24 protein-coding genes are annotated in these 22,705 nt (G+C 36.8%); 21 read left to right on the forward strand and 3 right to left on the reverse strand.

Annotated elements, in window-relative coordinates:
* The first annotated feature begins 27 nt into the window (after positions 1 to 27).
* From LC095_RS16990 to LC095_RS17005, 4 genes are all read left to right on the forward strand, one after another.
* Positions 28 to 2,031 (forward strand): L,D-transpeptidase family protein, encoded by a 2,004-nt coding sequence (locus LC095_RS16990; RefSeq protein WP_226529264.1) that lies wholly within the window; start codon positions 28 to 30, stop codon positions 2,029 to 2,031.
* Positions 2,032 to 2,116: 85 nt separating this feature from the next.
* Positions 2,117 to 3,262: a non-hydrolyzing UDP-N-acetylglucosamine 2-epimerase gene (wecB, locus tag LC095_RS16995; protein ID WP_226529265.1), complete on the forward strand. Its 1,146-nt coding sequence runs from the start codon at positions 2,117 to 2,119 to the stop codon at positions 3,260 to 3,262.
* Between the two features lie 151 nt (positions 3,263 to 3,413).
* Positions 3,414 to 4,136, forward strand: a complete 723-nt coding sequence (locus LC095_RS17000) for a hypothetical protein (RefSeq protein ID WP_226529266.1) — start codon at positions 3,414 to 3,416, stop codon at positions 4,134 to 4,136.
* A 475-nt stretch (positions 4,137 to 4,611) separates the two neighbouring features.
* The gene (locus LC095_RS17005; RefSeq protein WP_226529267.1) at positions 4,612 to 5,421 is read left to right on the forward strand and encodes a hypothetical protein; all 810 of its coding nucleotides are present in this window, start codon (positions 4,612 to 4,614) and stop codon (positions 5,419 to 5,421) included.
* 219 nt (positions 5,422 to 5,640) lie between these two features.
* On the opposite strand, the gene LC095_RS17010 is transcribed toward LC095_RS17005, so the two are convergent.
* Positions 5,641 to 6,846 carry a glycosyltransferase family 4 protein gene (locus LC095_RS17010; RefSeq protein WP_226529268.1) on the reverse strand — a complete coding sequence of 402 codons (1,206 nt, stop codon included), beginning with the start codon at positions 6,844 to 6,846 and terminating at the stop codon, positions 5,641 to 5,643.
* A gap of 56 nt (positions 6,847 to 6,902) precedes the next feature.
* Between LC095_RS17010 and LC095_RS17015 the strand changes: the two genes are divergently transcribed.
* Together LC095_RS17015 and LC095_RS17020 are read left to right on the forward strand one after the other, a co-directional pair.
* Complete coding sequence (locus LC095_RS17015; RefSeq protein ID WP_226529269.1) at positions 6,903 to 8,069, forward strand: glycosyltransferase family 4 protein; 1,167 nt, start codon at positions 6,903 to 6,905, stop codon at positions 8,067 to 8,069.
* Between the two features lie 169 nt (positions 8,070 to 8,238).
* Positions 8,239 to 9,312, forward strand: a complete 1,074-nt coding sequence (locus LC095_RS17020; RefSeq protein WP_226529270.1) for a glycosyltransferase family 4 protein — start codon at positions 8,239 to 8,241, stop codon at positions 9,310 to 9,312.
* A gap of 73 nt (positions 9,313 to 9,385) precedes the next feature.
* On the opposite strand, the gene LC095_RS17025 is transcribed toward LC095_RS17020, so the two are convergent.
* Positions 9,386 to 10,405, reverse strand: a complete 1,020-nt coding sequence (locus LC095_RS17025) for an LCP family protein (RefSeq protein ID WP_226529271.1) — start codon at positions 10,403 to 10,405, stop codon at positions 9,386 to 9,388.
* Positions 10,406 to 10,422: 17 nt separating this feature from the next.
* Positions 10,423 to 11,061, reverse strand: coding sequence for a YigZ family protein (locus tag LC095_RS17030; RefSeq protein WP_226529272.1), 639 nt, complete (start codon positions 11,059 to 11,061; stop codon positions 10,423 to 10,425).
* A 164-nt stretch (positions 11,062 to 11,225) separates the two neighbouring features.
* Here LC095_RS17030 and LC095_RS17035 point away from each other — a divergent pair, with 164 nt between their 5' ends.
* From LC095_RS17035 to csrA, 15 genes are all read left to right on the forward strand, one after another.
* Positions 11,226 to 12,362, forward strand: coding sequence for a sensor histidine kinase (locus LC095_RS17035; protein WP_226529303.1), 1,137 nt, complete (start codon positions 11,226 to 11,228; stop codon positions 12,360 to 12,362).
* Positions 12,363 to 12,443: 81 nt separating this feature from the next.
* The gene (locus LC095_RS17040) at positions 12,444 to 13,130 is read left to right on the forward strand and encodes a response regulator (RefSeq protein ID WP_026559741.1); all 687 of its coding nucleotides are present in this window, start codon (positions 12,444 to 12,446) and stop codon (positions 13,128 to 13,130) included.
* Between the two features lie 508 nt (positions 13,131 to 13,638).
* Positions 13,639 to 14,481: a DegV family protein gene (locus LC095_RS17045; RefSeq protein WP_413467509.1), complete on the forward strand. Its 843-nt coding sequence runs from the start codon at positions 13,639 to 13,641 to the stop codon at positions 14,479 to 14,481.
* A 125-nt stretch (positions 14,482 to 14,606) separates the two neighbouring features.
* The gene (locus LC095_RS17050) at positions 14,607 to 14,816 is read left to right on the forward strand and encodes a Myb-like DNA-binding domain-containing protein (RefSeq protein WP_226529274.1); all 210 of its coding nucleotides are present in this window, start codon (positions 14,607 to 14,609) and stop codon (positions 14,814 to 14,816) included.
* On the forward strand, positions 14,813 to 16,300 hold the full coding sequence (locus tag LC095_RS17055) for a DEAD/DEAH box helicase (protein WP_226529275.1): 1,488 nt from the start codon (positions 14,813 to 14,815) through the stop codon (positions 16,298 to 16,300). The genes LC095_RS17050 and LC095_RS17055 overlap by 4 nt, the downstream gene beginning before the upstream one ends.
* An 84-nt stretch (positions 16,301 to 16,384) precedes the next feature.
* On the forward strand, positions 16,385 to 16,642 hold the full coding sequence (locus LC095_RS17060) for a late competence development ComFB family protein (RefSeq protein ID WP_226529276.1): 258 nt from the start codon (positions 16,385 to 16,387) through the stop codon (positions 16,640 to 16,642).
* A 269-nt stretch (positions 16,643 to 16,911) separates the two neighbouring features.
* Complete coding sequence (locus tag LC095_RS17065) at positions 16,912 to 17,349, forward strand: ComF family protein (protein WP_226529277.1); 438 nt, start codon at positions 16,912 to 16,914, stop codon at positions 17,347 to 17,349.
* Between the two features lie 58 nt (positions 17,350 to 17,407).
* Positions 17,408 to 17,824 (forward strand): TIGR03826 family flagellar region protein, encoded by a 417-nt coding sequence (locus LC095_RS17070; protein ID WP_226529278.1) that lies wholly within the window; start codon positions 17,408 to 17,410, stop codon positions 17,822 to 17,824.
* Positions 17,825 to 17,907: 83 nt separating this feature from the next.
* On the forward strand, positions 17,908 to 18,171 hold the full coding sequence (flgM, locus tag LC095_RS17075; protein WP_226529279.1) for a flagellar biosynthesis anti-sigma factor FlgM: 264 nt from the start codon (positions 17,908 to 17,910) through the stop codon (positions 18,169 to 18,171).
* Between the two features lie 24 nt (positions 18,172 to 18,195).
* A complete protein-coding gene (locus LC095_RS17080) occupies positions 18,196 to 18,681 on the forward strand; it encodes a flagellar protein FlgN (RefSeq protein ID WP_226529280.1) in 486 nt (161 codons plus the stop codon).
* A gap of 22 nt (positions 18,682 to 18,703) precedes the next feature.
* The gene (gene flgK, locus LC095_RS17085) at positions 18,704 to 20,263 is read left to right on the forward strand and encodes a flagellar hook-associated protein FlgK (RefSeq protein ID WP_226529281.1); all 1,560 of its coding nucleotides are present in this window, start codon (positions 18,704 to 18,706) and stop codon (positions 20,261 to 20,263) included.
* Positions 20,264 to 20,274: 11 nt separating this feature from the next.
* The gene (gene flgL / locus LC095_RS17090) at positions 20,275 to 21,156 is read left to right on the forward strand and encodes a flagellar hook-associated protein FlgL (RefSeq protein WP_226529282.1); all 882 of its coding nucleotides are present in this window, start codon (positions 20,275 to 20,277) and stop codon (positions 21,154 to 21,156) included.
* Between the two features lie 213 nt (positions 21,157 to 21,369).
* The gene (locus LC095_RS17095) at positions 21,370 to 21,939 is read left to right on the forward strand and encodes a DUF6470 family protein (protein ID WP_226529283.1); all 570 of its coding nucleotides are present in this window, start codon (positions 21,370 to 21,372) and stop codon (positions 21,937 to 21,939) included.
* A 3-nt stretch (positions 21,940 to 21,942) separates the two neighbouring features.
* Entirely contained in the window at positions 21,943 to 22,380 is a 438-nt protein-coding gene (gene fliW / locus LC095_RS17100) for a flagellar assembly protein FliW (RefSeq protein WP_226529284.1), read from the forward strand.
* Positions 22,381 to 22,391: 11 nt separating this feature from the next.
* Positions 22,392 to 22,625: a carbon storage regulator CsrA gene (csrA, locus tag LC095_RS17105; protein ID WP_226529285.1), complete on the forward strand. Its 234-nt coding sequence runs from the start codon at positions 22,392 to 22,394 to the stop codon at positions 22,623 to 22,625.
* Positions 22,626 to 22,705: the final 80 nt, after the last annotated feature.

The following is a 22,705-nucleotide window of genomic DNA, read 5'->3' on the forward strand; positions in this document are numbered from 1 at the left end:
AATGAATGTAAAAAGATGGAGGTTGTTATGAAGCGCATATTATATGCATTAGGGTTCATACTCTGTTTCTCTTTACTCGCTTCTCATTATAATGCTTTTGCAGAAGATAATCTTGTGACATTTACTGTAACTTCGGATGAAGCAAGCATTTACGAAAAACGAAGTGGGTCTTTAGAACAGGTTGGTACTTTGGCTAAAAATCAAATATTTGCAAGTGAGCGTGAATACACTAGTTGGTATCAATTTAAACTGGCCGGTAAAGAAGTGTATATTCATAAAAATGATACGAAGCCATATGGAACTAGTAAAGTCATTTCTACTAACAAAGTGTCAGATAAAGAAATGACGATTACGACAGATACAATCGTTTATGATAATTCCGGTAAGCAATTAGTCCAATTTGCAACATTAAAGTCAGGTTCTAGCTATCATGTTCTAAGGGAATATACTAGTTGGGTCAGTATTCAGTTTTCTAACCGAATCGGTTTTGTGAAAAAATCAGATGTAAAGATAACCGTAAGTTCTACTAAACAAGAAACCGAACCGAAGAAATCATCCTTTTCTGCTAAGGATAAGTATTTCAAGGCCTCAGAGGACTTATTGGTTTATAAAAAAACATCGAGTGGGCTAAAGAAAATTGGGGTTTTAAAACAAGGACAGACATATCCAAGACTGAAGGACTTTTCAAGCTGGCATGAAATTCAGTTTAATGAAGGCGTGGCTTATGTTTCAAAAGCTAATACCGTACCAGGTGAGGAAAATAGCTTTAAGAATGAGGCAAATAAACAAAACGGTATAGGTAAAACAATAAAAACAACGGGTACTACGAATGTGTATGATAACTCTTCTGGTAAACTAGTGTCCTTTGCGGAAATTGATGAAGCAGTCACTCTTACCGTTGTGAAGGAATATAGTAGCTGGTATGAAGTCATTTTTGCTAATCGAAAGGGTTTTATAAAGAAAGATAAAGTCAAAATGATTTATACAAGCGATACCAATTACTTTAAAGCAAATGTTGACACTGGTATCTATGTGAAAGGAAAAACAAAGCTTCAACATATTGGTACAATAAAAAAAGGACAGATTTATCCTGTTGACAGGCACTATAGTAGTTGGATTGCAGTATCCTTGAATGGGAAAACAGCTTATATTCAAAAGGGGAAAACGTCACCAGTTCAGAAAGCCTCTTTAAAGAGTGAAGCGAAGACAAAACAGCCAGATGTTGGTACGGTCAAAATGAAAACGACAACTGTTGTTTATGATAATACTTCGGGAAATCTGGTTCCATTCGCTACTTTAAATAAGTCAACTACAATTAATGCTACAGATGTTTACTCTGGTTGGTTTAAAGTAGTAGTAGCAGGAAGAATTGGTTACATAAAGAGGAGTAATGCTACTTTTGAAAGTGGGTTTGATCAATATCTACAAAGTAAAGGGGTTAACTCAAAGCAAGTGATCGTTGTAGAATCGAATTCTACAAAATCAAAAGTTGCGAAATTAAGTGTGTATGAAAAAACAGGTGATACTTGGAGTAGAACTCTAAGTTCCAATGCGGTACTTGGGAAAAATGGGTCAACTAGTAAAAAGCGAGAAGGAGATGGCAAAACTCCTATTGGGTTATTCCCTTTAAGAACAGCTTTTGGAACAAGTTCAAAGCCAACAAATGTAACGTACCCTTATAAAAAAACAACATCAAATGATTACTGGGTCGATGATACTTCTTCTGCTGACTATAACAAATGGGTAACTTATAAAGGAAATCCTGCTTCAAAGTGGATGTCTTATGAAAAGTTAGCTATACCTCTATATAAATATGCGGTTGCGATTGGCTATAATGATGACCCTATTGTAAAAGGGAAAGGAAGTGCCATTTTCCTTCATGTTTGGAGAAGTTCAACAAGTCCAACGCTGGGCTGTGTAGCAATTCCAGAAAGTAATCTTGTAAAAGTTCTTAAAGAATTAAATTCAGACAAGAATCCACATATTCTAATTGGAACAAAGGATGTGCTTCCCAAAATTTTCACTGAATAAAAGGATATTTGTAGAAATTTCGCTGATATGCTAATTTAGTAAGTAGAATACTTATTATTGAAATATTAAAGGAGTTTTTAAACATATGGATCGAAAAATTAAAGTTATGACAATCTTTGGAACAAGGCCAGAAGCGATAAAAATGGCACCGCTTGTGCTTGAATTAGAAAAATATCCTGATGAAATCGAATCAATTGTGACAGTAACAGCTCAGCATCGTCAAATGCTTGATCAAGTCCTAGAGCTATTTGAAGTAACACCAGACCATGATTTAAATATTATGAAAGATCGTCAAACGTTAACAGGTGTGACAACACGTGCTTTAGAAGGTCTGGATGAGGTGATGAAAAATGTGAAACCAGATCTTGTTTTAGTACATGGTGATACTACAACAACCTTTGTTGCAAGTTTAGCAGCATTTTATAATCAAATAGCAGTTGGACATGTTGAAGCTGGATTAAGAACCTGGAACAAGTACTCTCCATTCCCTGAGGAAGTTAACAGACAAATCACAGGTGTTATAGCAGATTTGCATTTTTCACCAACAGATAAGTCTGAGCAGAATTTACTTCAAGAAAATAAAAAAGCTGAAACAATTTATGTAACAGGTAATACAGCTATTGATGCCCTTAAAACAACAGTGAAAGATTCTTACACTCATGAAGTGTTAGAAAAAGTAGGTTCTGACCGCATGATACTTCTTACAGCTCATAGAAGAGAAAACCTTGGAGAGCCAATGAGAAATATGTTCCGCGCTATTAAGCGCCTTGTAAATGAACATGACGATGTTCAAGTTGTCTACCCTGTTCACTTAAATCCTGCTGTACGTGAGGTTGCGGATGAAATCTTAGGTGATGACTCACGTATTCATTTAATCGAGCCACTTGGTGTATATGATTTCCATAATTTCGCATCCCGTGCTCATATTATCCTCACAGATTCAGGTGGCGTGCAAGAAGAAGCACCTTCTTTAGGAGTACCAGTTCTTGTACTTCGTGATACTACAGAAAGACCTGAGGGAATTGAAGCAGGAACATTAAAGCTTGCAGGTACAGAAGAGGAAACAATCTATAATCTGGCACATGAGCTTTTAAATAACAAAGAAGCATATGAAAAAATGTCTAAGGCTTCAAATCCTTATGGTGACGGTAATGCATCAAATCGGATTGTAAGAGCAATCCTCCATCATTTTGGAAAGCAAGATGACAAGCCTGTACCATTTCAATCATAATAAAAGGAAGCCCTACTCTGAGAAAAAGAGTAGGTCTTTTTTTGTAACTTTTTTCCTTACGAGTACGTCTCCTTCAATGACTATGTATTTAATTGAAAAGGGGAGATTTCGACTGAGAAAAATTGCCTATGTTTTATTTTGTATAATTGGATTGATAGGTTGTTCAAAAGATGCATCAGGTCCAATAAATGGGAATGTGTCTAGAAAAGTAGAAAGTCAATCGGTTATCTATGAAACAGACAATAATGGGTTGTTACTAAAAACAGAAATATCGACAAGTGCTCTCGAACCTAATAAGGAATTAATAGTCAAAGCAACTATAGAAAACATCAGTGATAAAACTTTACATTATAACGGGAGATGCGGTAATCCAATAGGAATCTCAGTTTTTTCTTCTACAGAATATCTCCATCTTTGGAGTGGAGAAGATATCGATATTGTTTGTAATGACATCTATGACCCAGATGACATTGTCTCTTTAGAACCAAACGAAATACTCTCAAAGGAGGCTACTTACCATCCTAACATCAGAATAGACCAAAGGAACATAATTGAGGCACCTGAAGGAGATTACAATGTTATCTTTTCTTTTATGACAGAGGAGAAAATACAATTAGATGCTACTTATCCAATAAAAGTTAAGAATACAGATTTTCCTTTACTTCCCTTAGAAGAAGCGATAAGCATTGCTAAAAAAGATCCTAGAGTGATGAAGTGGATGGAAACAATAGACCAACAGTATGTAAGAGGAAAACCTATCCTTTCTGAAGGGAATTGGCATATACCCTTTAAGAGTCAAAAGAGTCAATATGATCGAATAATTATTGCTATTGATTATCAAACAGGAGAGGTGCAGGATGTAAATGAAGTGTAAGGTTGTCTTATTCTTCCTTTTACTGCTTTTATATGGTTGTTCTAACATTGTTCAAAAAGAAACGATTAATGACGATAAAGTGGACAAATCTGATATTCGAGGCGGAATCCTAAGACTGTAGCTTTGTCTTTTGGCTGATTCGAAGTGCTTATATGGTATATAGAGAAAATACGAAAATTATTTGATGATATGTATATGTCATTGAGGCTGACGTTAAATCCTATTTTGGTACTATTCCAAATACCAGATTATTGGAAGAAGATTGAGCTGAAATTGTGGATGAGAGTATACTTTCTCTTTTGGAAAAGTGCGCCTACTCTATTTTATGAACAGATTCCCTTAAAGGGAGAGGGATTGAAATTAACTGAAAATTTTTGAATTGTGTTAGTTCTTAATACCCGTTTATTGTTATAGACATGATTTTGACTTTAAAGTAAACTATTAGTAAAATATGCATAAATTTGGGGGATACTATATGAAAAAATTATTTTCTATACTATTGGGAATTACCTTAGTCTTAAGTTTTTTTGTAATTCCAGGCAATATTGCTCATGCTGAAAAAATAACTACTGTAAATTGGGGAAAAGTTAAATTAACTTCTTCTCATGTTGGAAAGGTGACCTTATCAAAAGATGTCTATATTTATAGAGTAGACAAGAATAAGTCTCAATTGTTAAAAGTTTCTACAGCAAAGGCAGGATCAGAATATGCAGTTTATTCAAAAAAAGATACGAAGTATGGAGTTCTATATGCAATAGGATCTGGTAAATACATAAAACATCATAGTTCTATTTCTTATAAAACTCCTCATAAATCTTTAACTGAAATACTGGATAAAGATAGAGTTTGGCTAAGAAACCCTATTGATATTGAAAATTATGCGGGTAATCCTGTGAATATAAAAAATCTTACAGAAGCAATTATTTTAAGTAAAAAAACTGATACGTTGGATAAAAGCTTGTATGATGTAAAAATAAAAGTAGGAAAATATTATTATACGATGAAATATGTTGATAAAGATAATCAATCAGCATACTATACAGCTACAAATCCCTTTAAAAAGTATAAGTTTTCAGATTCAATGTGGAAATTAATCAAAAATGAAGAAATACTAATTGGTATGACTGAAACTCAAACTCTTCTGTCTTGGGGATATCCAACTGAAATAAATTCATATAGTGATAAATACGGATCTTTCGATCAATGGGTTTACGGAGATCCATTGTATGACTCTAGCTATCTTTACTTTGAAAATGGTAAACTAGTCTCTTGGCAAGAATTTTGACCTGAAACTGTGATAAATGGATGTCTCTCAAACGACTTGAACGAGTTAACGAATTGTTATTGGAGACTCAATATGATGAAAAAATTTAAGGATTATTAGTCAAACAGTTTAAAAGGGTTCGGAATATTTTATATTCCGAACCCTTTTGTATTTAAACTAAGTTTGAGTTTTATAATTACAACTTTCTTGAATTAAAATTTAATTTTCCTGAAACACTTTTTAAGTTCCTTCCGTCAAATGTTCTAGAGTCTTTGAAAGCTCCTTTGCTTGAATTTCGCGGTTGAACGATTTAAGAAGCCTGCCCTTTACATGATAAGTTATATCTTTTAGTTTTTCCGGACGACTCTGAGCATCCTTCAACACCCGAACAAAATCATCAGCATTTTCAGGTTCAAAGTAAAATCCGGCTTCATGCTCTTCAACAATTTCTTTTGCTTCTCCATCAACACCTATAAGAATCGGTGTTGACATCGACATGTAGTCAAAAACCTTAGAAGGAATTGTTATTTCAAACAAAGGATGTTTTTTTAACGAAACAATACCAACATCAGCTGCTTCATAATAGCCAAGGAGTTCTTCCTTTCTTTTGCTTTCTATAAACAATACGTTTGAAAGGTTGAGGGATGATGTTTTTTCCATCAATTTTAGCTTTTCAACACCTTCACCGATGAACATAAAAACAACAGATGGATCATCCTTTAATTTCTCAGCTGCTGAAATAATCGTTGTTAATCCTTGTGCAGCCCCGATATTTCCAGCGTATAACACAAGGAATTTATCTTCTATCCCATACTGGTGCTTTACAGAGGATGTACCTTTTAAGGATGGCAAAGAATTAGGATTAACACCGTTAGGTATGACAGTAATTTTTTCTTCCTGGATTCCAAGGTCGATGAGTCGTTGTTTATAACCGTGTGTTACAACAACGATATGATCTGCTTTCTTATAAAGAAAGCTTTCAAGCTTTCTTGCAAGCTGCAGAAGTTTTTTGTTTTTGAATTGGCCTAATAGTTCAGCAAAATCAACCCAAAGATCACGAATTTCAAAGACAAATTTCGCTCTGTGAATTCTGCTTAAAAAGTACCCTGTTACTCCTTGAAATAATTGAGGTGAGGTTGCATAAATGACATTCGGTTTTTTTACTAACAAGCCGGACATGCAACTTGAGACCATAAATGATAGGTAATTTGCAAGTCTGCGAATGGAGCTTGTTTTTGTATCTCGTATACGGAAGGATCTGTACACTGTCAAATCATTAATGTTTTCCTTCTTAAAGAATTTTTTTATCGGTTTTGAATTAGGAAAGGTCGTCAGCACATGCAGATCATGACCTAAATTTGAAAGGTTAGAGCTCATGTCATATGCCCGTCCTTGTGCAGCACCTATTTCAGGTGGGAAATGCTGAGTGATATAAACAATTTTCATAGAGATCCCTTTCCATAAAAAATTAGGAATTATTAATATAATAGTGTAAAGTATTAGTGGAAAAGTTACAACTTGGATATGTAAAAGGAAATGATATTATGACGAAAATTTGCGTAATTACAACTGTCCATCAGGCTTATGATGGACGAATCTATCATAAACAATGTAAATCTTTAAAAAAGGCAGGGTATGATGTCATACTTCTTGCTCCTAAGCCTGACAAACAAATAAAGGATGACGGAATCAACTTGGTACCGATTGAGAAGCCTAAAAAGGAATGGAAGAGATTTTTACATACTTTTACTGTATTTAAGCAAGCGAAGCAAACAAATGCAGACTTGTATCATTTTCATGATCCTGAATTGCTTCCAGTCGGAGTCTTACTACGTCTCTTTACAAGAAAGCCGGTAATTTTCGATGTTCATGAGCATTATCCTAATGCAATTATGAGTAAAAAATATTTAAAGAATTGGATGAAGAACCCTGTTCGTATAGCTTACGAAGTAATAGAAAAGATCTCATTGCCTATTCTATCAGGCATCATCTATACAACAGAAGAGGTAGGGGAGCGGTATAGAAAATATACGTCATGTAAAATTGAAAACTATCCCTTACCTGAGATGTTTCCGCCGACAACTCGGGTAAATAAAAAGGATGAAAACCTTTTATATTTAGGGGGTATAACCGCTATTAGGGGAATAGAGGAGCTGATTGAAGGGTTCTCACATGTTTCAAAGCAGAAGCCTGAAGCAAAGCTTTTATTTGTTGGCAGTTTTGAATCTACCTCATTTGAAGAGAACATACATGAAAAAATTAGTATGTTAGGTATAAAGGATAAAGTCGAATTTAAAGGAAAGGTCCCTTACCAGGAAATAGAAAAATACTTATCAGAAGCGACTATCGGTATTATTCCCTATTTACCTGTTCCTAACCACCTGGTATGCTTACCGAACAAACTATTTGAATATATGGCAGCAGGAGTAGCTGTTATAGCGTCGGATTTTCCGCATTATCGCAAAGTTGTTGAATCTTCCAACAGCGGGCTGCTTGTGAATCCGGAAAGGCCTCAGTCCATTTCAAAGGCGATGCTGACTTTATTAGAAAACGAAAGCTTAGCTAAAGAAATGGGGGGGAATGGAGAAGTTGCTTTTTTAAATACGTATAATTGGAGATCTGAGGAAGAAAAGTTATTTTCTTTCTATAAAAAGCTTTTAAAGAAGTAGGTAAATATTTCATTGAACTTTAATAGGCTATATGTTTTCATTCAAATGTCCATCCTAATTATATTGGTAGGCATTTGTCATATAACTTTAAGAAAAAAACAATTGAAACTTCATATATTTTTGCTATGATGTAAGAAGTGAAAATTTCTCACACAAGTGGGGGTAAACGATGCATTCTTATATTGACTATATTGTAGCTTTTATTCTTTCTTTTGCTGTCGCTGTGCTTATTACACCATTAGTTAAAAAACTCGCGATCAAAATTGGGGCTACAGATCAACCGAATAAAAGAAAAATCCATAAGGATATCATGCCTCGACTTGGTGGTCTTGCGATCTTTATTGGAGTTATTGCCGGGTTCTTATATTTAAAACCTCAATCCATGTATATGACTGAGGTTGTTATCGGAGCGGTTATCATCATCATTGTCGGAATCTTAGATGATCGTTTTACATTACCAGCTCATTATAAATTTTTAGGTCAACTTGTAGCAGCGATTGTAGTTGCTTCTTCTGGTTTACTTATCTCGAAGCTTACAGTTCCCTTCTTTGGGGTTATTTATTTAGACTATTTTAGTTATCCTGTTACAGTTTTATGGATTGTTGCGATTACGAACGCGATTAACTTAATCGACGGCCTTGACGGATTAGCAGCAGGGGTCTCATCTATAGCGATGGTGAGTATCCTAGTAATGGCAATTGCTGATTCTCAAATTGTCGTTATTGCTTTATGTACCATTCTGATTGGCAGCTCATTAGGTTTTCTAGTTCATAACTTTTATCCGGCTAAAATCTTTATGGGTGATACGGGTGCCTTGTTCTTAGGATACTCAATATCAATCATATCAATGTTAGGATTGTTTAAAAATATTACGTTATTCAGTTTTATAATTCCAATTATTGTTTTAGCAGTTCCTATATTTGATACCATTTTTGCGATAATTAGAAGGTTTTTGAATAAACGCAGTATTGCAGCACCGGATAAACTTCATCTTCATTATTGTTTAGTGGATTTGGGGTTTAGTCATAGAGCAGCAGTGCTGGTGATTTACTTCTTCAGTGCCTGTTTTGGATTATCAGCTATCATTTTTTCAAATGCGACTTTATGGTTATCCTTGTTAATTTTAATTATATTGTTACTTGCCATTCAAGTCATTGCAGAAATTGTAGGATTAATTGGCATGAATCGTAAGCCGCTTATAAATACATTTAGACGTATAATGAAGCCGCAAAAGGATAACTAAAAAGGATCAGTCAGCAGACTGGTCCTTTTTAATATGTAAAAAAGAGGACCAGTCATTTTGGTCCTCTTACCATTTATTCAGATGCTGCGGAAGTGTCAAAATCTGTTTCATCAGAACTATCAGTTACTGTCATGCCTAAGTGTCCCTTTAATTCATCCTGTATTTCAATAACACTTTCTTCTTCAGGTATCCAATAGGATATTCCGTTAATGTCTTCACCAACACCACTTAATGTAAGTGTCTCTATATTATTGGTGCTAAATCCAGAATACTTTTGGTAAAAACCAAGCAACTCAGAAACCTTCATATTTGTTTCTACATTTTTACCAACTTCATCTGTTAACTTGTCAACCTTTAATAATGTACCTGCGGAGGCAATTTCATCAATAATGGCTTTCACTACTTGTTGCTGTCGCTCATTTCGTCCTATATCGCCTTTAATGTCTGAATACCTCATACGTGCATATGCAAGTGCATAACGTCCGTCCAGTTCCATAGGCCCTTCATGAAACTGAAGTTTCTCTGCTTTAGGATCATCACTGTTTTGTTCAAAATCAAAAGGAACATCTACTGTTATACCGCCAACGATATCAACAATGTTCTTAAAACCGTCAAAATTGACAGTTGCATAATAATCAATAGGTATTTCAAGAAAATCTTCAACTGTTTCAATTGTCATTTCTTTTCCACCTTTGGAAAACGAGTGGTTTATTTTATCTAAACCTACACCAGGTATTTCAACCCTTGAATCACGTGGAATACTTAAAAGCTTCATCGTTTGATCTTCCGGGTTAAACGTTGCGACCATTAATGTATCTGAACGGCCACCTTTTCCACCACTTGAATAATCTTCAACACCAAGGAGTAATATAGATACCGGATCGTTCGAGATACTTACTGCACTGTCACGCAGCTTGGATTTTTCGCGACCAAGGTCATCATACGAATTATTTGCTGCCTCTAACGTTTGATAAAAGACATATCCAACATATGATCCAATTCCAATTAGTAATACAAGAGCGAGAAAAAGTAATCGCCTAAGAATTGGGCGTTTTTTCTTCTTTTTCACTCTCTTCATTTCATTTCTATTCATAAAGTTTCTCCTCTAAATTAAATTTGGACATCTTCTTCCAAGTACACAACATCACCCTCAGAAATGTCACCTTGTCCATTCGTCAGCTCTGTCATCCACTCGATAAAGTCTGTCTTTTTCTCTTCTTCTACATAGGCTTCCACATTTACATCATTTAAATAGTGGATTTCCTTTAATAAATATGTGGAAGATCGTAATTCATTTTCCACTTTCCCCAGCCATGTATAGTCAATATTTGTGTTCATGATGCGCATAAGCTTCCGTTCCACCATACCAGTTGCCTGTAAGCCCTCAGAAACAGATTTACCATAGGCACGGATTAATCCACCTGTTCCAAGCTTAATTCCACCGAAATACCGCGTGACAACAACAACAGTGTCTTTTAGCTTTTTTTTCTTTAACACCTCAAGCATTGGCACTCCGGCGGTTCCACTTGGTTCGCCATCATCATTTGCTTTTTGAATTTGATCATTTTCCCCGATTAAATAGGCTGAGCAATTATGATTTGCATCATGATGCTTCTTTTTTATTTTTTGAATGAACCCGATGGCTTCTTCTTCTGTTGTGACACGTTCTACATAGCAAATAAAACGCGATTTTTGGATAATTATCTCATGCTCTCCATAGCCTTTTACGGTATAATAATGTGAAAGCATGCTTGTACACCTCCTGACAAGCAAGCAAAAATAGAATAGCACATTCTTTTATTATAAAACGACATAATTTTTACTTCAATCGTAAAAAATGTGGCAAACTAAAAATATCTGTCGAAAAAGCGGAGGGATACGTGGTGAACTCCTATAAAAAATTAGATAGCAATATGCTTGATCTCATTTTAGATAAGATGATTGGTACGGTTGCCGGGAGCAAGGATGAAATTTTTAAAATTGGTGAAAATTCCCGACAGCAATACGAATCATTGGTTGAAGAATTAAAAGATATTAAAATTCAAGTAAGCAAGGTGATTGACGAAGGGGATAAGCTTGAGATACAAACCCGTCTCGCTCGCAATCGTCTCTCACAGGTGAGCAAGAACTTCAGAGAATTTTCTGAGGATGAAATCAGGGAAGCATATGAAAAGGCACATGGACTTCAGGTGGAACACACGATGCTTCAGCAGCATGAAAAACAGCTGCGTGATCGCCGTGATGATTTGGAAAGACGTCTTTTGGGTCTTCAGGAAATCATTGAACGATCAGAGGCGCTTGTTGGCCAAATTTCAGTTGTGCTGAATTACTTAAATAGTGATTTACGTCAGGTGGGCATGCTATTAGAAGATGCTCAGCAAAAGCAGGATTTTGGTTTAAGGATCATTGAGGCGCAGGAGGAAGAAAGAAAACGTGTGTCACGGGAGATTCATGACGGCCCGGCACAAATGCTTGCCAATGTGATGATGCGTTCTGAGTTAATCGAACGGATCTTCCGAGAACGTGGTACTGAGGAAGGCTTTAAGGAAATTAAGAGTTTAAAGGTAAATGTTCGGAACGCTTTATATGAAGTAAGGCGAATTATTTATGACCTAAGGCCAATGGCGCTGGATGACTTAGGACTTATCCCGACCCTCAGAAAATATATGGATACAATCGAAGAATATAATGGCAAAACTAAGATTCTTTTCCAAAGTGTAGGTAAAATGGAAGAAAAGCGACTTCCGCCCCGCTTTGAAGTGGCTTTATTTCGTCTTGCTCAGGAGGCTGTCACAAATGCGTTAAAGCATTCAGAGGCATCAGAGATATCTGTTAAAGTAGAGGTCACCTGTCAAAGTATAACCATGGTCATAAAAGACAATGGAAAAGGGTTTAATATTAAAGAAGCTAAAGGAAATAGAGATAAAAAATCATTTGGGCTTATTGGCATGAAGGAGAGAATCGATTTGTTAGGAGGAAAAATGACAATTGACTCCAAGATCGATTTAGGGACTTTTATCATGTTTCAAGTTCCGTTTAATGGAAATTAAGCCGGGTTGCATGACTATAGGCATATTGACGTAGGAATGAACTGGCAACTAGACTAAAAGAGATAATGGGGAGGCGTAAGCATGAAGACGAAAATTGTTATTATAGATGATCATCAATTATTTCGTGAAGGTGTAAAACGCATTTTGGATTTCGAACCAAGCTTTGAGGTAATTGCAGAAGGTGATGACGGGGAAGAAGCATTAGCACTAGTCGATGCACATAAACCAGACGTTGTCATCATGGACATCAACATGCCTAAAGTAAATGGTGTAGAAGCGACGAAGCAATTGATTGAAGCAAACGAAGACACAAAAGTCATTATTTTATCGATTCATGATGATGAAAACTATGTAACACATGCCCTAAAAACGGGTGCAAGAGGCTACCTATTAAAAGAAATGGATGCTGATACACTAATTGAAGCTGTAAAAGTTGTTGCAGACGGCGGCTCATATCTACATCCAAAAGTAACACATAACTTAGTAAACGAATTTAGACGACTTGCCGCAGCAAATGGACAAGCTGCAACCATGCAGCCATTACAACCAGAAATTCGTCGACCACTACATATCTTAACACGTCGCGAATGCGAAGTTCTTCAAATGCTTGCAGACGGTAAAAGCAACCGTGGCATTGGAGAAGCATTGTTTATCAGCGAAAAAACAGTTAAAAACCATGTAAGTAACATTCTTCAGAAAATGAATGTAAACGACCGTACACAAGCGGTTGTTGTTGCGATTAAAAATGGTTGGGTTGAAGTAAAATAAGGAACGTCACAAGAGTCAGGATCTTTTTAGGTTCTGGCTTTTTTGTACGTAAAAAGGTTATAAATTAGCGTTGTGGCTTATTAATTGAAATATAGTATAAGAGTGAAAAGACATCTTTTTTTCAGGCTCACTCAGACGAGATTTTTTTAATAAATAGAACTCTTTCTATAGTTTCTATTCTAAAAAAGTTAATTTTATTGTACAAAACTAAGTTTAGGTTGATTGAAGCGGAAGGTGCGAGACTCCTGTGGGAGCTGCGTGGCAGGTGAGATCCCACAGGCGCTAGCGCCGAGGAAGCTCACCGCACGCCCCACGGAAAGCGAGCAAACTGGAGCTTCAATCAACCACTACGAACACTTGTTACAGAGTGTCAAGGTCTGTGGAACATCATCAAATATAAACTGTCATAATTATCCGAACTTACTCCATATACTAAACGAATAGTGAAATCTTAAGGATTATCCGTTAAAATGGTGATAATAATATGGACAAGAAAGGATTAAAACTTATGAAAACGGCAATCGTCACAGATAGTACTGCCTATATACCTGAACAAATTCGTAAACAATACGATATACATATGATTCCCTTAAGCGTTAACTTCGGAAATGAATCCTACCAGGAAGAAGTCGAAATCACATCAGAACAATTTTTTGAAAAAATGCGAGGACAGCAACAACTTCCAACCACATCACAGCCACCGGTAGGAAAGTTTGTTGAACTATTTGAAACACTTTCCAAAGAATATGACGCAGTAATTTCAATCCACCTCTCCAGCGGAATTAGTGGGACATACAACGGTGCGGCAACAGCAGGAGACATGGTAGATAACATTGAAGTTTATGCATATGATTCCGAAATCAGCTGCATGGTCCAAGGCTTCTATGCCCTTGAAGCAGCGGAAATGGCTCATGGAGGTGCTAACCCAAAGGATATTTTGGCACGGATGGATGAAATGAAAAAAACAATCAATGCCTATTTTATGGTCGATGATTTAAGCAACCTTCAAAAGGGCGGGCGATTAAGCGGAGCTCAAGCCTTGATCGGCAGCTTGCTTCAAGTAAAGCCAATTCTTCATTTTGAAGATAAAGTTATTGTTCCATTTGAAAAAGTACGTACCCGTAAAAAAGCATTAAATCGGGTGTTTGAACTTCTTGATGAAGTAGCAAGCCAAAACGAACCGATGCGTGTCGTTGTCATCCATGCAAACCGGTCTGAAGAAGCGGAAAAGATGCAACAAGAGCTTTCAGCTAAATATCCCAATATTGAATGCATGATCAGTTATTTTGGTCCTGTCATCGGTACACATCTTGGTGAAGGCGCGGTTGGCGTTGGTTGGTATAAAAAGTAAATTTTTATGAGAAGAAAGGACTATTTATACATAGACCTTTCTTCTCATATTTAGGTAAATTCATAGACTTTTGGTTAATATTCCCTCATACTATGTATAGATTATGCAAGGAGGTATATTAACCATTGAATAATAGCGCAAACCAATCAATTGAATTACATGAAGAAAAAAAACGTACATATCGCCACTGGACAACCCTTGAAGACCGAAAGTTATTAGAATTGCGCCAGAGTGGAATGAGATTCAGACATATTGCTGAACAATTATCACGCACACCAATCAGTGTAGAAAAGCGTTACCGAAAAATATGCCAAACCTATATAGGTGGATCATGAGGTTTCACTTGGTAAATGGTTCCCTAACTCCAACATTCTCCAATGAAGAAGGCCTGCCGATATTACACCATCACCAACTACCTGAGATTACACCTAATCCATATTTTTCATATTTACCTGAACTCCAAACATATCTAGATGGAAAAGAGTTGCTTTTAACTGAAATTCCATTCCCGCTAGAAACATTGCAAGCTCACTATGAGCAAGGTTATGTGAGATTAACAGTTGGAATTCAAAAAAAACAAAAGCGCTTACTTTGTATTCGCTGTGGAAATTCGAACTCCTCATTATTCGCTTCATTTTCATGCTCGAAATGTGGAGAACAAAACTGCCATTACTGCCGAAACTGCATCATGATGGGGCGGGTGAGTGAGTGTACACCGCTTTATAGCTGGTGTGGTCCAGTGGTTCAGGTACCTCCATCCTCCGGTTTAGACTGGGAAGGTGAGTTATCAAAGGGACAAGCACTTGCGTCAGATCAAGTTGTCAAAGCTGTAAAAAATCATTCAGAACTGTTGGTCTGGGCAGTCTGTGGCGCTGGAAAAACAGAAGTTCTTTTCAAAGGAATTGAGCAGGCCCTCTCCGACAACAAAAAAATCTGTATCGCAACTCCACGTACAGATGTCGTTTTAGAACTAGCACCACGCCTGCAAAAAGTCTTTCCTTCCATATCTGTTTCCGCATTATACGGGGGCAGTGAAGACCAACACAAACACGCAACCCTCACGATATCAACAACTCACCAACTTCTCCGCTTTAAACAAACGTTTGATTGCATCATCGTTGATGAAGTTGACGCCTTTCCATACTCAGTAGATGCCTCTCTCCAATTCGCAGTACAAAAATCCCGTAAAGAAAAAAGCTCCCTCATTTATCTGACTGCAACTCCCAATAAAAAATGGAAAAATGAAGTGCAGCAAAACAAGAGGAAGGCTGTTCGAATTCCAGCACGATATCATGGTCACCCCTTGCCTGTTCCGGAATTTGTTTGGGTAGGGAATTGGAAAAAGCAGCTTGAAAAAGGAAGGTTACCTTCAAAAGTAATAGAATGGCTAAAAACGAGAATCACAGCCAATAAGCAGGCATTTCTTTTTGTCCCATCCATTTCGATTATTGATGATGTCGTCAAGATATGCAGAAAACTAGATGAACGAATCGAAGGCGTTTACGCAGAGGATCCAGAACGACGTGAAAAAGTGAATAAATTCCGAAGCGGCAGCATGCCTATTATTATCACATCTACCATTCTGGAAAGAGGAGTCACGATCCCGAACAGTGACGTTGCTGTTCTAGGCAGTGAAGATGATATCTTTACAGAAAGTGCCCTTGTGCAAATCTCAGGTCGTGTTGGAAGAAGTGCGAGCTTTCCAAGTGGGAATGTTACGTTTTTTCATTATGGCAAAACACAAGCAATGGTAGAAGCAAGAAAGCATATCTTGAAAATGAATAAGGAAGCTAAACGTGGCGGCTTTCTAAAAGAGTAGATACTTTTAGAAAATGGCTCTCTATGGCATAATAGAGTATTATCTGTAAAAATAAGGAGAGCGAGTTTGATGGTCATTAATGCAATGGAACAAATTATGAAAGATTTACTAGATGAATACAAAGGTCGACTGCAGTTAAATTGTACTTGCAGCACATGCCTGGATGATATTCTTGCATTAAGTCTAAACAAAACCACTCCTCGCTATGTAACAAATATAGAGAAAGCTATGTATATAAAAGCCGAATTCATTGATAAACAAGAAATGACTTCACTATTAGTGAAATTAGCAGAATGTGCAAAAATTGTTTCTGATCATCCAATGTGTGATAACTATCAGTAAAGGGGAAGATTTCAATTACATATTGTTTAATTTGTAATGAACAGGTCAATATTCAAATCACATGGAAAAGTCTCCTGCCAGGTTCTGAACCGAATACCTGCGCCACTTGCTATGAAACTCTGGTGAAGATTAATAATCCCACCTGTCCAAGCTGCTTCAGGCCCCAAAGTAACCACGATACTTGCTCAGACTGTCAATCTTGGGGAAATGACCCTGAATGGAAAGGAGTTCTAGAGCGAAATGTCTCAGTTTATGAATACAATGACGCCATGAAGGACATTCTCTCAACATTTAAATTCCGCGGTGATGCAGCCCTTGCAGCTGTTTTCAAAAAAGACTTCAAAACAAGCTATAAAGCAAACTTCAAGACAACCAAATTCGATGCAAGTATCCCAATCCCACTAAGTCCTGAAAGACTCTACGAACGCGGCTTTAACCAAGCAAAACTTTTAGCAGACATTCTTCCTCTCCCACAGCTAGAAGTCCTCGAGCGAACACACCATGAAAAACAATCTAAAAAATCCCGCCAAGAACGACTAACTTCTTCCAATGTGTTTTCTATTACCGACCGTAGTATAATAGAAGGGAAAAACATTTTATTAATTGATGACATCTATACAACAGGAGCCACGCTAAGACACGCAGCTAAACGCCTAAAAGACTCTGGGGCAGCATCTATCTATTCTTTTACATTAATTAGAAGTTAAAAAGTAAAAATCCTAGCCGATATAATAAATAGATAATGAATCGATAGGAGACATCATAATGGGTGAATTAGCGAATTGTCCGAAGTGTAATGGTTTATTTGTGCAAACACAGTTTAGAACGGTTTGTGATAATTGTTTTAAAGAGGAAGAAAAGGCTTATGAGACGGTTTATCAATTTTTAAGAAAACGTGAAAATCGCAAAGCTGAGCTTGATGTTGTCGTAGAAGCTACAGGTGTGTCAAAAGAACTAATCTTGAAATTTATCCGTCAGGGTAGAATCATGCTTTCAAACTTTCCTAACCTTGGATACCCATGTGAAAAATGTGGGAAAACAATAAGGGAAGAGCGTTTATGTAATGATTGTAAGAATGATATCCATAAGCAGCTTAACCAAATTGAACAGGAAAAAGCAATTAGTGATCGAAATAAAGAAATAAATCAAAATGCTACGTACTACTCCCAAAGGCCTAAATAGTATCAAAAAGCTAAACGTTTATTCGAAAATACCGATATAACTAATATAACCTTGTACGTTCGTAATGAAAGTGAGGGAACATGATGAAAATAAATAATCTAAATTCAATGGGTGTGAATCCGTACAAACGTAATTTAGAAAAAAATACAGCAGCAGCACAGAAACCACAAACAAAAGAAGATAAAGTAGAAATTTCATCAAAGGCAAAAGATCTTCAACAATCAAATGAAGTCGTAAAGGCTAGACAGGAAAAGGTACAAGCAATTAAAACACAGCTTGAAAGCGGAACGTATACAATCGATCCTCAAGCTATTGCAAAGGGATTACTTAATTTCTATAAAAAATAAACATGAAATACCGGAGGGTTACCTATGGGTGCGGAAAAATTAATTGAGTCATTAAATAAGTTATTACAATTACATCAGAACCTTTATCAAGTAACCCTTCAAAAAACAGATTACTTGAAAAACAATGACGTTGAAAAACTAAAAGAAATCCTTAAAAAAGAGCAGAAGTTTGTTCAAGCAGTTAAACAAATAGAAGATGAACGGATTCAGCTTACAGGTCAATTCCTTGCAAGAGAACAGGATTTGACTCTTTCAGCATGTATCGAACAGGCTGAAGGCGAACAAAAGCAGCAATTGATTGAAATAGAAAAAGAGTTTACCGATATTATGGGGAAACTGCGGGCTGCAAATGAGTTAAATCGTGAATTAACTCATCAAGCTCTTCAATTTGTTTCTCTATCTCTTGATATGCTCATGCCTCAGGAAAATATGACAAACTATCAGCGGCCAAATGGTCAGCAGTCTCAAATAGAAAATACAAGAAGATCATTATTTGATTCACAAGCATAAGCGGAAGGAGGAAAACAAACAAATGACATCAACTTTTTTTGGTCTTGAAATCGCAAAGCGCGGCATGTTCACACAACAAAGTGCACTTAGCACAACCGCGCATAACGTAGCAAATGCCAATACACCAGGCTACACTCGTCAGCGTGTAAATTTTGTGCAAACTGAACCATATCCGCCAGTCTCTAAAAACAGCCCGACGATACCGGGGCAATTAGGTACCGGGGTAGAAGCGGGAACAGTTGAGCGTGTTCGTGAAGGATTCTTGGATATTCAATACCGAAGCGAAAATAACAAGTTGGGCTACTGGGAAAACCGTGCCAATGCATTAGAAAAGATGGAAGAAATCATGAATGAACCATCAGATACAGGCCTTTCCATTACGATGGATCGCTTTTGGCAGTCATTACAGGATTTAGCCTTAGATCCAACAAATGCAGGGGCACGTTCTGTTGTACGTGAGCGGGGAGTAGCGGTTGCGGAAACATTCAATTATTTAGCTACATCGTTAAAATCCATTCAAGGTGACTTGAAAAATGAATTAGATGTATCTGTCAAACAAATCAATTCTCTAGCAGCGCAAATCAATAATATTAATAAGCAAATCTCTGAAATCGAGCCAAATGGCTATCTGCCAAATGATCTCTATGATGAACGTGACAGATTAATTGACCAGCTTTCATCACTTGCAAATGTAAAAGTTTCGAACACAAAGTCCGGCGGAAACGCTCTAGACATTGCTGAAGGTGCGGTAACAATTGAAATTGTTGATGATAATGGAAAATCACTAGGAACACTAGTTGATGGAAAGCAAAAGCGAGCAAACCAATTATCTGTCGGTTATAACGCTCAGAATGGATTAGTAGAGAAGGTTGCAATTGGTTTAAAAGAAGTGAATGTTCTTGACTTTAACAGCACTGGTAAAATCAGCAGCTTAATAGATTCATATGGATATACGTACGAAAGTAATGCAACAGTATTCGAAAAAGGACTATATCCTGATATGCTTGGCAAACTTGACACAATGGCATTCGAATTTGCCAAACAGTTTAACCAAACACATAGCGAAGGTTGGAGTATCGAGGATTACAACTCAGGTACACATACACCTGTAGATTTCTTTGACTTTGGTGGAACACAGTTAACAGATTCTAGAGGTGCAGCTTCGATCCTTAGTGTGTCACAAGACATTATAAACTCAACGGATCATATTGCTGCAGCATATCCAGATTCAACAGGAGCTGTAACAGTTGGAAACAGCGCAAATGCGATCCGTCTGGCTGAAGTGAAAAACAGCACATTCCGTATTGGAGGAGAAACAACAAATTTCCAAAACTACTATGAAGGAATCATCGGTGAAATGGCTGTTAACTCACAAGAAGCAACTCGGTTAACAACGAACAGCCAAACATTACGAGATTCTGTAGACGGACGCAGACAATCAGTCAGTGCTGTCTCATTAGACGAAGAAATGACAAACATGATCCAATTCCAGCATGCATACAACGCATCAGCTAGAATGATCACGATGCAGGACGAAATTCTCGATCGCATCATCAACGGATTAGGAGTATCAGGAAGGTAGGTTAGAATAAAATGCGCGTAACACAAAGTATGCTGGCGGCGAATTCGCTGCGTCACTTAAGCAAAAGCTATTCAAATATGCAAAAATATCAAGATCAGCTCGCGACAGGCAAAAAAATCAACCGACCTTCTGATGACCCAGTTGTTGCGATTAAAGGGATGTTTTATCGTACGAACTTGACTGAGGTTGAACAGTATAAGCGCAACCTTAATGAAGCCTATCAGTGGATGGAGAGTTCGGAGCAGGGGATTGAGCATGCGACACAGGTGACGCAAAGGATTCGGGAACTTGTGGTTCAAGGGCAAAATGGTTCAAACAGTCCTGAAGATTTAAAAGCGATTGCGGTTGAGATTGGACAGTTGAAGGAAGATCTTGCTGGAGTTGCGAATACTCAGGTTGCAGGGAGATATATTTTTAACGGTACAAAAACTGACGGTAAGCCGGTAACAGTTAATGCTGATGGAACATTAACATTTGATCAAAACACAGAGGCTTTTAATGTCGAAGTTTCGAAAGGTGTTCAGTTAAAGGTTAATGTTAATCCTACAAACGTATTTGGTGAAGACTTCTTTAATACAATTCAATCAATTGAAGATGCTCTGAACAGTGGGGATATGTCAAATGGGGATCAATTATTAGGGGATTTGGACAATCATTTTGATGTGATGTCTGCTGAACGTTCTGAAATTGGTGCAAGATATAATCGTTTAGAAATGATTGATTCAAGGATTCAAGATCAGGAAATCATTGCGAACAGAATTCTATCAGAGAATGAGGATGCTGATCTGGAACGAGTTATTACTGATTTAACGATTCAAGAGAGTATTCATCGAGCATCTTTAGCTGTTGGATCTAAAGTTATTCAACCAACGTTAATTGATTTCTTAAGATAATAAAAGAGAGGGTCTGACATAAAAGTCAGACCTTTTTATACAGAAATTATTAAAATTTGCACCTAGTTTTGGTGTCTATCTCCAGCGCCTAGCTCCTCGAGGTCATAAGCCACAAGTGAATTGAAGACAAAGAACGTCTTCTATTCATTTGCGTCTTATGCTTGTCGGAGCTGATCAAGGCGCTTGCGCATTTCTTTATAGGGAGTGAACATGATGAATGTACCCCAAATACGATTGCAAAGTATATCTGCCCAAATTAGCATTCATACTAATAAAGGTCAACAATCGATTGAACAGCCAAAAGCGGAACTCTCGATCGAACAACCTAAGGCAGATTTGAAAATTGAAACAACTCCATCGACCCTATCCATTGATCAAACCGAAGCATGGGCAGATATGGATTTAAAGCATATCTCAAGGCGGGTCGCTGAAATGGCTAGTCAGGCAAAACAGGATGCACTTGAAGGAATTGCAAGAAGAGCTCAAGAAGGACAGCAATTAATGAGAATTGAAGATGGTGGCAATCCGATTGCTGACATTGCAAAGAAAAATAGCGCAAAGCCGATTTATCCATTTAATATTGGTTACATACCTTCGGCAGGCAGTGTGAAGATTCAATATGAACCAGCAAAAGTGAACATTGATGTTACTCCTAATAAGCCAAATATAAATATATCGATAAATAAACCAATTATCGACTATCAACCAGGAAGTGTTGATGTTCAATTAGAAAGAAGAAATGAGCTGAAGATAGATTTTGAAGAAGTTAGTAAAGGAGAATAAAACATGGAAATCCATACAAAGTACCATGGAGTAATTAAAGCTGAACAGAAAGATATTGTGCATTTTCAGAACGGAATACCAGGATTTCTAGAAGAGAAGTCCTTTATATTACTCAAATTGGATCAAGATTCACCTTTTTATATTTTGCAATCTACTAATACTGCTGAGTTAGGGTTTGTCATTGTTAATCCGTTTCAGTTTTTTACAACTTATGAATTTGATTTATCGGATAATGATAAAGCGCAACTGAAACTAGAATCAGAACAAGACGTAGTAGTATATACAATCCTAAATGTGAAGGATCCGTTTGAAGATTCAACAGCTAATCTTCAAGCGCCGATTGTACTAAATACTAGGAAGAATGAGGCAAAGCAAATTATATTAAACGACCCGCGTTATCAAACAAAGCAACTTTTGTTTGCAGAAAGAGTAGTGAAATAGGAGGTGGAAGTATGCTAGTACTAACAAGAAAACTAAATGAATCCATTCAAATTGGTGATAATATTGAGATTACTGTTCTATCTGTACAAGGAGATCAAATCAAGCTAGGTATCAAAGCACCAAAGGACATTGAAGTACATAGAAAAGAAGTCTACATGTCCATTCAAGAATCAAACAACGAAGCTGCTTCTATCCTTCCTAACATCCTTGATATCTTAAAAAACACTTCAAAAAACTTTAAGTAAAAAAACTTAAGGTTTTTTTTTTTTCTACAAAAAACTATTAAACAATCCAAACCCATGTCGATATATAAAGTAAGAGGTTG

The sequence above is a fragment of the Metabacillus niabensis genome (assembly GCF_020524345.1).
Lineage (GTDB): Bacteria > Bacillota > Bacilli > Bacillales > Bacillaceae > Metabacillus > Metabacillus niabensis_B.